This window comes from Streptomyces sp. NPDC086549 (assembly GCF_044746205.1).
GTDB lineage: Bacteria > Actinomycetota > Actinomycetes > Streptomycetales > Streptomycetaceae > Streptomyces.
This window is the reverse complement of sequence record NZ_JBIVBS010000013.1, coordinates 15,186-29,097: the sequence shown is the minus strand read 5'-3', so window position 1 is coordinate 29,097 and position 13,912 is coordinate 15,186. Positions and strand designations below refer to the sequence as shown.

Annotated in this window: 9 protein-coding genes; 8 read left to right on the top strand and 1 reads right to left on the bottom strand. The window is 73.2% G+C overall.

Annotated elements, in window-relative coordinates; genetic code table 11:
* The 8 genes from nusA to ACIPSA_RS33465 all read left to right on the top strand — a co-directional run bounded on the left by nusA (position 1) and on the right by ACIPSA_RS33465 (position 11,574).
* Positions 1-987 carry a transcription termination factor NusA gene (gene nusA, locus ACIPSA_RS33500; protein ID WP_402641408.1) on the top strand — a complete coding sequence of 329 codons (987 nt, stop codon included), beginning with the start codon at positions 1-3 and terminating at the stop codon, positions 985-987.
* Between the two features lie 101 nt (positions 988-1,088).
* A complete protein-coding gene (locus tag ACIPSA_RS33495) occupies positions 1,089-1,385 on the top strand; it encodes a YlxR family protein (RefSeq protein ID WP_402641406.1) in 297 nt (98 codons plus the stop codon).
* 146 nt (positions 1,386-1,531) lie between these two features.
* Positions 1,532-4,669: a translation initiation factor IF-2 gene (gene infB / locus ACIPSA_RS33490; RefSeq protein WP_402641403.1), complete on the top strand. Its 3,138-nt coding sequence runs from the start codon at positions 1,532-1,534 to the stop codon at positions 4,667-4,669.
* Positions 4,670-4,898: 229 nt separating this feature from the next.
* A complete protein-coding gene (locus tag ACIPSA_RS33485; RefSeq protein WP_402641400.1) occupies positions 4,899-5,192 on the top strand; it encodes a DUF503 domain-containing protein in 294 nt (97 codons plus the stop codon).
* 50 nt (positions 5,193-5,242) lie between these two features.
* Positions 5,243-5,704 (top strand): 30S ribosome-binding factor RbfA, encoded by a 462-nt coding sequence (gene rbfA, locus ACIPSA_RS33480; RefSeq protein ID WP_402641398.1) that lies wholly within the window; start codon positions 5,243-5,245, stop codon positions 5,702-5,704.
* Positions 5,701-6,606 (top strand): tRNA pseudouridine(55) synthase TruB, encoded by a 906-nt coding sequence (truB, locus tag ACIPSA_RS33475; protein ID WP_402641396.1) that lies wholly within the window; start codon positions 5,701-5,703, stop codon positions 6,604-6,606. The genes rbfA and truB overlap by 4 nt, the downstream gene beginning before the upstream one ends.
* 266 nt (positions 6,607-6,872) lie before the next feature.
* A complete protein-coding gene (locus ACIPSA_RS33470) occupies positions 6,873-10,499 on the top strand; it encodes a trypsin-like peptidase domain-containing protein (protein WP_402641393.1) in 3,627 nt (1,208 codons plus the stop codon).
* 127 nt (positions 10,500-10,626) lie between these two features.
* Positions 10,627-11,574 (top strand): bifunctional riboflavin kinase/FAD synthetase, encoded by a 948-nt coding sequence (locus ACIPSA_RS33465; protein WP_402641390.1) that lies wholly within the window; start codon positions 10,627-10,629, stop codon positions 11,572-11,574.
* A 75-nt stretch (positions 11,575-11,649) separates the two neighbouring features.
* Here ACIPSA_RS33465 and ACIPSA_RS33460 read toward each other — a convergent pair.
* The coding region (locus ACIPSA_RS33460; protein WP_402641387.1) for an AAA family ATPase at positions 11,650-13,912 on the bottom strand (2,263 nt) is incomplete at its 5' end.

Genomic DNA, 13,912 nt, shown 5'->3' with positions numbered 1-13,912 from the left:
GTGGACATCGACATGAGTGCCCTGCGGGGCTTGGTACGGGAGAAGGAGATCTCCTTCGACCTGCTGGTCGAGGCGATCGAGTCGGCCCTCCTCATCGCCTACCACCGCACCGAGGGAAGCCGCCGACACGCGCGCGTGGAGCTCAACCGGGAGACCGGGCATGTGACCGTGTGGGCGAAGGAGGACCCCGAGGACCTCGAAGAGGGCCAGGAGCCCCGCGAGTTCGACGACACCCCGTCCGGCTTCGGCCGTATCGCCGCCACCACCGCCAAGCAGGTGATCCTGCAGCGGCTGCGCGACGCCGAGGACGACGCGACGCTCGGCGAGTACGCCGGCCGCGAGGGCGACATCGTCACCGGTGTGGTCCAGCAGGGCCGCGACCCCAAGAACGTGCTCGTCGACATCGGCAAGCTGGAGGCCATCCTGCCGGTGCAGGAGCAGGTGCCGGGTGAGACGTACTCGCACGGCCTGCGGCTGCGCTCGTACGTCGTTCGGGTGGCGAAGGGTGTCCGCGGTCCCTCGGTCACGCTTTCGCGTACCCACCCCAATCTGGTGAAGAAGCTCTTCGCCCTGGAGGTGCCGGAGATCGCCGACGGGTCCGTCGAGATCGCCGCCATCGCCCGCGAGGCCGGCCACCGCACCAAGATCGCCGTCCGGTCCACCCGATCGGGTCTGAACGCCAAGGGCGCCTGCATCGGCCCCATGGGCGGCCGGGTCCGCAACGTGATGGGCGAGCTGAACGGCGAGAAGATCGACATCGTCGACTGGTCGGACGACCCGGCCGAGATGGTGGCGAACGCGCTGTCGCCCGCGCGGGTCTCCAAGGTCGAGGTCGTGGACCTGGCGTCCCGGTCCGCCCGGGTCACCGTGCCGGACTACCAGCTGTCGCTGGCGATCGGCAAGGAAGGCCAGAACGCCCGGCTCGCGGCCCGGCTCACCGGATGGCGGATCGACATCCGTCCGGACACCGAGCAGCCGGGGGAATAGATCTCGGCCTGTAGTGGCTTAGATCCCGTCAGTTATATCGCGGCAAGCGTTCGAGTCCTTACCCGAAAGGGTGAGGTCGCCGCGGGGAGGTAGACTTAGCTGTGTCTGGCCGGATGCACGCCGGAGCATGCCCTGAACGCACCTGTGTGGGGTGCCGGGAGCGGTCGGCCAAGACGGAGCTGCTGCGCATCGTGGCGATCGAGGACGCCTGTGTCCCCGATCCTCGCGGTACGCTGCCCGGCCGGGGTGCCTACGTGCACCCTGCCCTGGTCTGTCTCGACCAGGCGGTACGCCGCCGGGCGTTCACGAGGGCGCTGCGCGCCCCCGGAGCGCTCGACACAAAGGCGTTGCGCCAGTACGTCGAGCAGGTGACAGTTGCCGAGCAGGCAACGCCGTAAGAAGCGTCGCGCGGAACGGCCGCGCGGCTCTGGTACCCCGCGAGTTGGAAGTAGGTCGAGATTGCGATGAGCACTCGATGAGCACGCGATGAGTACGCCCATGAAGTAGCGACGGTCCGGACGCACCCGGACCTAAAAGGAGCGAAGTGGCTAAGGTCCGGGTATACGAACTCGCCAAGGAGTTCGGGGTTGAGAGCAAGGTCGTCATGGCCAAGCTCCAGGAACTCGGTGAATTCGTCCGATCGGCATCCTCGACGATCGAGGCGCCCGTAGTACGCAAACTGACAGACGCCTTCCAGGGCGGTGGCTCCGGCAGGTCCGCCGGTAAGCCCGCCCCGCGCAAGGCTGCCCCCAGGCCCGCCGCGCCCTCTCCGGCGCAGGCGGCACGTCCGGCTGCTCCCAAGCCGGGCGCCCCCAAGCCTCCCGTGGCTCCGCAGCCCGTGGCCCCGCAGCCTGCGGCCCCGCAGCCCGTGGCTCAGCAGCCCGCGGCCCCCGCGGCTCCGGCTCCGGTCACCCCCGCGCCGGCCGCTTCCGGCCCGCGTCCGGTGCCGGGTCCCAAGCCCGCGCCGCGTCCGGCTCCGGCCGCGCCCGAGTTCACGGCCCCGCCGTCGGCTCCGGCTCCGGCCCCCGCCGCCGCGCAGGGTCCGCGCCCCGGTGCCCGTCCGGGCCCCGGCGCCCCGAAGCCCGGTGGCCGTCCGGAGCGTCCCGGCCAGGGCCAGGCCCGTCCGGGCCAGGGTGGTCCGCGTGCCGGTGGCCAGGCCCCGCGTCCGGGTGCCCGTCCGGCCGGTCCGCGTCCGGGTAACAACCCCTTCACGTCCGGTGGCTCCACCGGCATGGCGCGCCCGCAGTCGCCCCGTCCGCAGGGCGGTCCGCGTCCGGGCGGCCACGGCGGCCCCGGCGGTCCCGGTGCCCCCGGCGCCGGTCCCCGTCCGCAGGCGCCCGGCGCCCAGGGCGGCGGTCCGCGTCCGCAGGGTCCGGGCGGTCCCCGTCCGTCCCCGTCCGGCATGCCCCGCCCGCAGGGCGGTCCGCGTCCCGGCGGCGGTCCCGGTGGTCCGCGTCCGAACCCCGGCATGATGCCGCAGCGTCCCGCTGCCGGCCCGCGTCCCGGCGGTGGCCCCGGCGGCCGCGGTCCGGGCGGTGCGGGTCGTCCCGGTGGCGGCGGTGCCCGTCCCGGTGGCGGCGGCTTCGCCGGCCGTCCCGGTGGCGCCGGTGGCGGTGCCCGTCCGGGTGGCGGCGGCTTCGCCGGTCGTCCCGGTGGCCCCGGTGCGGGTGCCGGTGGTGGCGGCGGCTTCGGTGGTGGCGGCGGTGGCCGTCCCGGCTTCGGCGGTCGTCCGGGTGGTCCCGGTGGCCGTGGTGGCACGCAGGGCGCCTTCGGCCGTCCCGGCGGTCCCGCGCGTCGTGGCCGCAAGTCGAAGCGGCAGAGGCGCCAGGAGTACGAGGCCATGCAGGCCCCGTCGGTCGGCGGCGTGATGCTGCCTCGCGGCGGCGGCGAGACCATTCGCCTGTCGCGCGGTGCGTCGCTCACCGACTTCGCGGAGAAGATCAACGCCAACCCGGCGTCGCTCGTCGCGGTCATGATGAACCTCGGCGAGATGGTCACCGCGACGCAGTCCGTCTCGGACGAGACCCTCCAGCTCCTCGCGGGCGAGATGAACTACCAGGTTCAGATCGTCAGCCCGGAGGAGGAGGACCGCGAGCTGCTGGAGTCCTTCGACATCGAGTTCGGCGAGGACGAGGGCGGCGAGGAGGACCTGGTGGTCCGTCCGCCGGTCGTCACCGTCATGGGTCACGTCGACCACGGAAAGACCCGACTGCTCGACGCCATCCGCAAGACGAACGTCATCGCGGGCGAGGCCGGCGGCATCACCCAGCACATCGGTGCCTACCAGGTCTCGACCGAGGTCAACGCCGAAGAGCGCAAGATCACCTTCATCGACACCCCGGGTCACGAGGCGTTCACCGCCATGCGTGCCCGTGGTGCGAAGTCGACCGACATCGCGATCCTGGTCGTCGCGGCCAACGACGGCGTCATGCCGCAGACGGTCGAGGCGCTCAACCACGCCAAGGCGGCCGACGTCCCGATCGTCGTCGCGGTCAACAAGATCGACGTCGAGGGTGCCGACCCGACCAAGGTGCGCGGTCAGCTGACCGAGTACGGCCTGGTGGCCGAGGAGTACGGCGGCGACACGATGTTCGTCGACATCTCCGCCAAGCAGGGTCTGCACATCGACAGCCTCCTCGAGGCCGTCGTCCTCACCGCGGACGCCTCGCTCGACCTGCGGGCCAACCCGGCCCAGGACGCGCAGGGCATCTCGATCGAGTCCCGTCTCGACCGCGGCCGCGGTGCCGTGGCGACGGTCCTCGTCCAGCGAGGCACGCTGCGGGTCGGCGACACGATGGTCGTGGGCGATGCCTACGGCCGAGTCCGCGCCATGCTCGACGACAACGGCAACAACGTCGCCGAGGCGGGCCCGTCGACGCCGGTCCAGGTCCTGGGCCTGACCAACGTCCCGGGTGCGGGCGACAACTTCCTGGTGGTCGACGAGGACCGTACGGCCCGTCAGATCGCCGAGAAGCGCGCCGCCCGTGAGCGCAACGCCGCGTTCGCCAAGCGCACGCGCCGTGTCTCCCTCGAGGACCTGGACAAGGTGCTCAAGGCCGGCGAGGTCCAGCAGCTCAACCTGATCATCAAGGGTGACGCTTCTGGTTCCGTCGAGGCGCTCGAGTCGTCCCTGCTCCAGCTGGACGTCGGCGAAGAGGTCGACATCCGTGTCCTGCACCGCGGCGTCGGTGCGGTCACGGAGTCGGACATCGACCTGGCGATGGGCTCGGACGCCATCGTGATCGGCTTCAACGTCCGTGCGGCAGGCCGCGCGGCGCAGATGGCCGAACGCGAGGGCGTGGACGTCCGCTACTACTCGGTCATCTACCAGGCGATCGAGGAGATCGAGGCGGCCCTCAAGGGCATGCTCAAGCCGGAGTTCGAGGAGGTCGAGCTCGGTACGGCGGAGATCCGCGAGGTCTTCAAGTCGTCCAAGCTGGGCAACATCGCGGGTGTCCTCATCCGCTCGGGCGAGGTCAAGCGCAACACCAAGGCGCGCCTCATCCGTGACGGCAAGGTCATCGCGGAGAGCCTCACCATCTCCGGTCTGCGTCGCTTCAAGGACGACGTCACCGAGATCCGCGAAGGCTTCGAGGGTGGTATCAACCTCGGAAACTTCAACGACATCAAGGTCGACGACGTCATCGCGACGTACGAGATGCGCGAGAAGCCGCGGGTGTAACCTCCCACGGTTCCCACAGCTGGCCGACGGAACATGCTTCCGTCGGCCAGTTGGCCGTGTCCGGGCTCCCACGCCGGTGTCTAGGGGCCCGCAGGGGCGGGGGTGTCGCACGGTCCACGGAGCGTAATATCCGTCGATCGGCCCCCACCCTTCGTTGTACCGTTCTGATGTCCCCGCCCGGACCAGGGCAGGGCCATCGATCCCGTACCGGCGGGTGAACCGGTTACACATGTACGTGGGGACTCTGTCCTTCGACCTCCTCCTCGGCGACGTACGGTCGCTGAAGGAGAAGCGCTCCGTCGTCCGCCCGATCGTCGCCGAGCTCCAGCGGAAGTACGCCGTGAGCGCGGCCGAGGTGGACCACATGGACCTCCACCGGCGGGCCGTCATCGGCCTCGCCATGGTCTCCGGCGACGCGGCGCACATCAGCGACGTGCTGGACCGGTGCGAACGGCTGGTCGCCGGCCGCCCCGAGGTGGAACTGCTGTCCGTGAGACGGCGGTTCCACGGCGACGACGACTAGATCACAGAACACCAAAGAACGTAGAAGAAGAAAGAACGGGAGACGGACCAGTGGCCGACAACGCGCGGGCGAAAAGGCTGGCGGACCTCATCCGAGAGGTGGTGGCCCAGAAGCTGCAGCGCGGGATCAAGGACCCGCGGCTCGGCTCGCACGTCACCATCACGGACACCCGGGTCACCGGGGACCTGCGGGAGGCGACCGTCTTTTACACCGTCTACGGTGACGAAGAGGAGCGGACGGCCGCGGCCGCCGGTCTGGAGAGCGCCAAGGGCATCCTGCGCTCCGAGGTCGGGCGGGCGGCCGGAGTGAAGTTCACGCCGACCCTCGCCTTCGTCGCGGACGCCCTTCCGGACACCGCCCGGAACATCGAGGACCTCCTCGACAAGGCGCGAGCCTCCGACGAGAAGGTGCGCGAGGCGTCCGCGGGCGCCGCGTTCGCCGGTGACGCCGACCCGTACAGGAAGCCGGGCTCCGAGGACGAGGCCGAAGAGACGGACGACGCCGCAGAATGACCAGCAAGCCCACCCCGCCCGACGGCCTTGTCATTGTCGACAAGCCGTCGGGCTTCACCTCGCACGACGTCGTCGCCAAGATGCGGGGCATCGCCAGGACCCGCCGAGTAGGCCACGCGGGCACCCTCGACCCCATGGCGACGGGCGTCCTCGTCCTCGGAATCGAGAAGGCGACAAAGCTCCTCGGGCACCTCGCCCTCACCGAGAAGGAGTACCTCGGCACCGTCCGTCTCGGCCAGAACACGGTCACCGACGACGCCGAGGGCGACATCACCTCGTCCACCGACGCCTCCCACGTCACCCGTGAGGCCGTCGACGCGGGCATCGCCAAGCTGACCGGCCGCATCATGCAGGTGCCGTCCAAGGTCAGCGCCATCAAGATCGACGGCGTGCGCTCGTACAAGCGGGCGCGGGAGGGCGAGGACTTCGAGATCCCCGCACGACCCGTCACCGTCTCCTCCTTCGCCGTGTACGACGTCCGGGACGCCGTCGCCGAGGACGGCACCCCCGTGCTCGACCTGGTGGTCTCGGTGGTCTGCTCCTCCGGCACCTACATCCGGGCCCTCGCCCGGGACCTGGGCGCCGGCCTCGGTGTGGGCGGACACCTCACCGCGCTGCGCCGGACCCGCGTCGGACCGTACAAGCTGGACTCGGCACGGACCCTCGACCAGCTCCAGCAGGAACTGACGATCATGCCGATCGCGGAGGCGGCCGCGGCCGCGTTCCCGCGCTGGGACGTGGACACCAGGCGGGCCCGGCTGCTCGCCAACGGTGTACGGCTGGAGATGCCCGACGAGTACACCGGCGCCGGCCCCGTGGCCGTCTTCGACCCCGAGGGCCGCCTTCTCGGGCTCGTCGAGGAGCAGAAGGGCAAGGCGAAGAGCCTGGCCGTGTTCGGCTGACCCGGCCGGGTCAGGAGCCGCGGGTTTCTGCCCGTGGAGCGGCGACCACGGGGTACCTCCACTGTCGCCGCTCCACGGTCCCCCCTCGGTTCCCCCACCCCTAGGGTGTATCCAGCCGGCCTCGCCTATTCACCCGACCGAGCAGGCGCTCGGAGTGAACCGGGGGAGCGGAAGGGGGCGCTTTCACCGCGAGATCTGTCCCGCTGATCATTCCGTGCCTACCGTCGAAGATCAGCGCACGGATGTATGAGCGGGGAGGTTCGACCATGGCGGTACGGAGCCCGCGGACCGGGGCTGTCCGCCGGTCTGCGGACGGTGCGCGGGAGGCGACGGACGGCCCGAGCGGCCGGATCGATCGGATCGATCGGATTGATCAGACCGATGGGATTGATCGGACCGATGGGACCGATCGGGCTCCGGACGACCGCCTGGTACAGATCCGCGACCTGGCCGGCCGCCCGCGCGGTACCGGATTCCTGGCCGACCACCACGGCACGGTCGTCACCAGCCACGAGGCGGTCGACGGCCTGTCCCGGCTCGTCCTGCGCGCCGCCGGCGAGCGCACCTGCGTCGTCGGCGCCGACGCCGTCACCCCGCTGCCCGCCCTCGACCTGGCCCTCGTCCGTACGGAGGGCCTCGGCGTGGCCCCGCTCCCGGTCACCGTGCGGGAGCGGATCGCCAGCGGCACGTACGTGCGGATCGCCGCCGGCCGCTGGCGCGAAGCGAGGGTGCTCGGCGCGACACAGGTGACGTACACGGCCACGGACAGCTTCCATCTCCTCGGCGACGCACTGGAGTTGGCGATCGGCACCGCGGGACGGGACGCGCTCCGGCTGGGCGGCGGGGCGGTCGGGGGACCGGTGCTCGACGCCCAGACGGGAGCCGTGCTCGGCGTGCTCGGCACGGCGCTCCACTCGGGCCCGTGCGACGCCGGCTTCGCGGCGCCGCTGCGCTCCCAGGCTCTCGGCCCCGCCCGCGCCGGGGGGACCTCCGTCGCGTACGGCCCGCTCGCCGAGCTGCTCGCCCGCAACGCGGAGACCGTGCCCGCCTATGGTTCCGACCTCAATCTGGCCGGGGTACTGGAGCTCACGGCCACGTCGGTGGGCCAGGACGGCCCGCCAGGGGCCCTCGCCGGTCACGTCGGCCCGGTCGGCGCCGCAGGGCTCGGCCCGGTGGAGCCGGTCGAACGGGCCGAGGCGGCACGGCAGTTGGCCGCCTTCGCCGTCGGCGGTTGCACCGTGCTCGGCCTCGTCGGCGCCCCGGGCAGCGGCCGTACGACGGAACTCGCGGCCCTCGCCGCCCGCCGCAACCGTGGTACGGAACCGTCCCCCACGCTGTGGCTGCGCGGCGCCGACCTGAAGGACGCGGACGCCTCGGTGGCCGACGCGGCGCGCCGGGCCCTTGAACGGGCGGCCCGAATTGTCGCCGCCTCCCGGTCCCTCCTCCCCGACGACCTCGGCGACCTCACCCCGGAGCGCCTCGCCCGCCTCGCCGCGCGGGTCGGCCGGCCCCTCCTGATCCTCCTGGACGGCCCCGAGGAGATGCCGCCCGCCCTCGCCCACCGCCTGCGCGAGTGGACCGAGGGGACAGCGGCGTGGCTGCGCGCGACCGGGGCGCGGCTGGTGATCGCGTGCCGGGAGGAGTACTGGGAGGGCACCGGAGCCGCGTTCCCTCGGGAGCTGCTGCACGCGCACGCCCCGGCCGACGCCCCGCACCCGCTGCCGTCCTGCGTCCGTCTGGCCGACCTCACCCCCGACGAGGCCCGCCGGGCCCGCTCCCGCTACGCCGTCCCCGACGGCACCCTCGCCGACCGCGAGGCCCGCCACCCGCTCACCCTCCGGCTCCTCTCGGAGGTCCGCGCCGCGCTCCCGGACGCCCCCGCCGCCGGCCTCGACCGCCACGAGGTCTTCTCCGCCCACCTCGACCTGATGTGCCTGCGCATCGCGGTCCGGCTCGCCGCCGAGAACGGCCTGCGCGGTACGGCCGTACGCCGCCTCGCGGCCCGGGTCTCCGGTCAGATCCACGAGGCCGCCCGGCGCATCCTGAGCCCAGGGCGGGGCGAGCTGGACCGGGAGTCCTTCGAGGCGGTGTTCCCCCGGGGACCCGCCCCGGCCCGGCTGGGCGGAGGCTCCGGCTGGGCGTCCGCCGTCCTCACCGAGGGGCTCCTGGTTCCGGCCGGCGGCGGCTACCGCTTCGCCCACGAAGAGCTCGCCGACTGGATCCAGGGCATGCACCTCGACCTGGACGAGGCTCTGCGCGCCCTGGTCCACCGCCGCGGCGTCCCGCGTGGGGCCCAGCCGCTTCCCGTGCCGCACCACCGCGTCGGCCCCGTCGTCCAGGCCCTGCTCCTGCTCGCCCGCCAGCACGGCGCCCGCCAACTCACCCTCCGCTTGGAGGAGTTGATCCACGCCCTGGACTCGGATCCGGCCTCCTGGTGGGCCGCCCGCCTGCTCGCCCAGGCCCTGCTGGGCGTGCCCGACGCGAAGCCGTACACCGACGTGCTGCGCCTGCTGGCCGACCGGATCGTCGCCTGGCGCCGCCGGCAGCGCCCCGTACCGACCGAGTTCGGCCCCTCCTTCTGGACAGCCCTGCCCCTCCCGGACCCCGAGCGCCTCGACCTGCTGCGCCGGCTGGTCCTGGCCGACGAGGCCCCGCCGGAGGGCGGAGGGACCGGCGAGGACGCGGCCGCCCGTTACCTCGACGCCGTGGCCCGCCTTCTCGCCGCCGACCCCACGGCCGTACAGCCGCACCTGACCCGCTGGTTCGACGACGAGCGGCCGCTGCCCGCGACCCCGTACGCCACCGTGGCCACGGCCGCGCAGGCGTTGCTGCACACCCACCGGCACGGGGCCCTGGACGAGCTCACCGAGGTGCTCGTGGACAGCGCCCACCGTCGGGCCGACGAACTGCTCGCCGTGCTCGCCGAGGACGAGACGCCCGCCGTCTGCCGTGCGGTCGACCGATGGGCGCACGACGGACGGCCCGCCCGGCGGGTCGCCGCGGTGGCGTACGGGCTGCGCGCCGCACCCCACGTCCGCACCGAGGCCGACCGCGAGCTGCTGCGCTACGCCGCCCTCGCCCTGCTCGCCCGCCCCGCCGACAGCAGCCTGCACGGCGGCGCCCTCGCCCTCCTGGTACGGGACCCGCACACACGAGCCCGCCACCTCCCGCAGGCCCTGCGGCACTTCGCGTCCGGCGACCCGCAGATCCCGCCGAGCGCCCTCGTCCCGGCCCTGGCCACGCATCCGGACCAGGTCCTCGACGCGTTCCGGGCCCGGGTGCGCGTCGGACCTGACGCGGGGGAGGCGCTGCGCACCCTCGCCGACGTCACCACGCCCACGCTCGCCCGCCGGGTCGCCGCGCTCGTCCGCGAGGCCGTCGAGCTGCGACCGGAGGCCGCGGGGCACGTGGCGGCGTACGTCGAACGCGGCCTCGACCGGGGCCCCGCCGTCCGCGCCGTGCTCCTGCCACTGGTCACCGGCCTCCTGGAGAGCGGTCCGGAGCGGGTGCGGGCGGCCCTGGCGGCCGTACTCGGCGCTCCCGGCAGCCCCGCCTCCCGCCCCCTGCGGCGGGAACTCCTGGAGTTCCTGCTGGCCCACGAGCGCGACCCCGCCGTCCTGGACGCCCTGCTGCACGCGGTCGCGTACGGCGGCGACAAGGACGACGAAGCCCTCTGCGATCTCGTCCACCGCACCGGCCTCCTCCTCGTCCGCACCCCGGACGGCGCGATCCGCTTCGACCGCGGCCTGGTCGACCTGGGCCGCCATGTCCCCGGTTTCGCGGCGCTGGTGGCCCGCCGGCTCACCGACACACCGCAGGAGTGGGCCGCGATGGTGGGACCGAGCACACGGCGCATGATCGGGAACCTGGCGGGCGTACGGGCCCCCGCCTGACCCCCGCTCCGTACGTGCGCCCGGTCACAGCCCCCATGCCGATGCCGGACGGAGGCACAGGGCATGGCACCCTTAGACCTGCGTAAGAGGTCGGTAGACACGGACACGGGTTCGAGGAGCGGTCACAGTGCAGCGCTGGCGTGGCTTGGAGGACATCCCCCAGGACTGGGGGCGCAGCGTCGTCACCATCGGTTCCTACGACGGAGTCCACCGCGGCCACCAGCTGATCATCAAGCACGCCGTGGACCGCGCCCGTGAGCTGGGCGTCCCCTCCGTCGTCGTCACCTTCGACCCGCACCCCAGCGAGGTCGTCCGCCCCGGCAGCCACCCGCCGCTGCTCGCTCCGCACCACCGGCGCGCGGAGCTGATGGGCGAGCTGGGCGTGGACGCGGTGCTCATCCTCCCCTTCACCACCGAGTTCTCGAAGCTCACCCCCGCCGACTTCGTCGTCAAGGTCCTGGTCGACAAGCTGCACGCCAAGGCGGTCGTCGAGGGCCCGAACTTCCGCTTCGGGCACAAGGCCGCGGGGAACGTCGAGTTCCTCGTCGAACAGGGCGAGGTCTACGACTTCGAGGTCGAGGTCGTCGACCTTTATGTGAGCGGCGCGGCGGGCGGCGGCGAGCCCTTCTCCTCGACCCTCACCCGGCGCCTGGTCGCCGAGGGCGACGTCGAGGGTGCCCGCGAGATCCTGGGCCGCCCGCACCGCGTGGAGGGCGTGGTCGTCCGCGGCGCCCAGCGCGGCCGCGATCTGGGCTTCCCGACGGCCAACGTCGAGACACTGCCGCACACCGCGATCCCCGCCGACGGCGTCTACGCCGGCTACCTCCACGTCGACGGCGAGGCGATGCCGGCCGCGATCTCCGTCGGCACGAACCCGCAGTTCAACGGCACCGAGCGCACGGTGGAGGCGTACGCCATCGACCGTGTGGGACTGGACCTGTACGGCCTGCACGTCGCCGTCGACTTCCTGTCCTACGTCCGGGGCCAGGCGAAGTTCGACTCCCTGGAGGCCCTGCTGGAGCAGATGGCCGAGGACGTGAAGCGCTGCCGGGAGCTGATCGCGGCGGACGCGTAGGCGCGCGACGACAAACGGCGTCACACAAGGGCGGCCGGTGCCTTCGAGGCACCGGCCGCCCTTTGCTCTGCCGCCCTACTGCTGGGGCGGGGCCTGCGGCGGGTACGGCTGACCCGTCTGACCAGGCTGCGGATACGGCTGCCCCTGCTGCGGCGGGTACGGCTGTCCGGGCGCCGGCGCCGGCGCCTGCGGGTAGGGGTAGGGCTGGGCCGGCGGCTGGGGCTGCTGCGGCGGATACGGCTGCGCCGGTGGCTGCGCCGGTGGCTGCGCCGGTGGCTGCCCCTGCTGCGGCGGGTACGGCTGGCCCGGGGCCTGTGGGTACGGCTGGCCCGGGACCGGCTGGCCGGGAAGGGGCTGGCCCGGCAGCGGCGGGGCGGCCACCGGCGGCGGGTTGCCGTCGTTGGTCCACAGCCCGTGCGCCTGCTGGTGCCGTACGAAGTCCTCGGCGACCATGGCCGCGAGGTTGAAGTACGCCTCCCGCACCTTCGGCCGCATCATGTCCAGGTCGACCTCGGCACCGGCCGAGAGGTGCTCGTCGAAGGGCACGACCACGACACCGCGGCACCGCGTCTCGAAGTGGCTGACGATGTCGTCCACCTTGATCATCTTGCCGGTCTCGCGCACACCGGAGATGACGGTGATGGACCTCGACACGAGGTCGGCGTACCCGTGCGCGGACAGCCAGTCCAGCGTTGTGCTGGCGCTGCTCGCGCCGTCCACGGACGGCGTGGAGATGATGATCAGCTGGTCGGCCAGATCGAGCACTCCACGCATCGCGCTGTAGAGCAGCCCGGTGCCCGAGTCGGTGAGGATGACCGGGTACTGCCTGCCCAGCACGTCGATGGCGCGCCGGTAGTCCTCGTCGTTGAAGGTCGTGGACACGGCCGGGTCGACGTCGTTGGCGATGATCTCCAGGCCGGAGGGGGCCTGGGAGGTGAACCGCCGGATGTCCATGTACGAGTTGAGGTACGGGATCGCCTGGACGAGGTCACGGATGGTGGCCCCGGTCTCGCGGCGCACGCGGCGGCCGAGCGTACCGGCGTCCGGGTTGGCGTCGATGGCGAGGATCTTGTCCTGGCGCTCGGTGGCGAGCGTGGAGCCGAGGGCGGTGGTGGTCGTGGTCTTGCCCACGCCGCCCTTGAGGCTGATGACCGCGATCCGGTAGCAGGACAGCACGGGCGTCCGGATCAGGTCGAGCTTGCGCTGCCGCTCGGCCTCCTCCTTCTTCCCACCGATCTTGAACCGGCTCGGCGCCGCCGCGGGCCGTCCGCTCTTCGCCTTCTGCTTCTTGTTGTTCAGCAGCCGGTCGGACGACAGCTCCACGGCCGCGGTGTAACCGAGCGGCGCGGCCCCCGGGTTGGTCGGCTGCCGCTGATCGTGCCGGATGGGCTGCGGCCAGGCGGCCCCGGCACGGGGGTCGACCGGCTGCTGCGGCATCTGGGGAGCCTGGGGGGCCTGCGGCGCCTGTCCAGGCTGCGGCGCCTGCGGCACCTGTCCGGGGAAGCCCTGCGGGCCTTCGGGCTGCGGCTGTCCGGGCATGCCTGGCTGGGCGGGCGGCTGCGGGAAGCCGTAGCCGCCGGGCGGGGTGGGCGCGTTGGGGGTGGCTGTGGGCTGCGGGAAGCCGTAACCGGTGGGCTGATCCGGGGCCTGGGGGGCGGGGGCGGGGGAAGCGGCTGGGCTCTGCGGGTCCTGCGCGCTGGGGGCTGTGGGGGCCGGGGCGCCCGGGTGGGGCAAGCCGTAGCCGTCCGGTGCCGGCGGGGTGGGGGCGTTGGGGGCGTCCGCCGCGGGCTGGGGGAAGCCGTAACCGGCAGGCTGACCCGGGGCCTGGGCATCGGCGGCCGGGGGAGCGACCGGGCTCTGCGGGGGCTGCACGCCGGGGGCAGCGGGGGCCTGGGCACCCGACTGCGGGAAGCCGTAGCCGCCGGGCACCGGCGGGGTGGGAGCACCGGAGTGCGGGAAGCCGTAGCCGGCCTGGGGCGTGGGTGGCTGAGGTGTGGCGTCGGTCGGTTGTGGTGCCGGGGGTTGTGGGGCCTGGGCGCCGGGGTGCGGGAAGCCGTAGCCGCTCTGGGGGCCGGGCGCGGGGGGTGCCGGCGGTGCCGGAGGCTGCTGCGGCGCCGGGGTGCCGGGGGCGTACGGCTGGCCGGGCTGTGGGAAGCCGTAGCCGGCCTGGGGGTTGGGCGGTTGCGGAGCTGGGTTGCCGGGGTGCGGGAAGCCGTAACCGGCCTGGGGCGCCGGTGCTTGGGGTGTGGCGTCGGTCGGTTGTGGTGCCGGGGGTTGTGGGGCCTGGGCGCCGGGGTGCGGGAAGCCGTAGCCGCTCTGGGGGCCGGGCGCGGGGGGT

Bases quoted from the DNA above. Each gene is read 5' to 3' on its own strand.
- truB (WP_402641396.1), top strand. From the start codon at position 5,701: ATGACCAGCAAGCCCACCCCGCCCGACGGCCTTGTCATTGTCGACAAG.
- ACIPSA_RS33485 (WP_402641400.1), top strand. From the start codon at position 4,899: ATGTACGTGGGGACTCTGTCCTTCGACCTCCTCCTCGGCGACGTACGG.
- ACIPSA_RS33470 (WP_402641393.1), top strand. From the start codon at position 6,873: ATGGCGGTACGGAGCCCGCGGACCGGGGCTGTCCGCCGGTCTGCGGAC.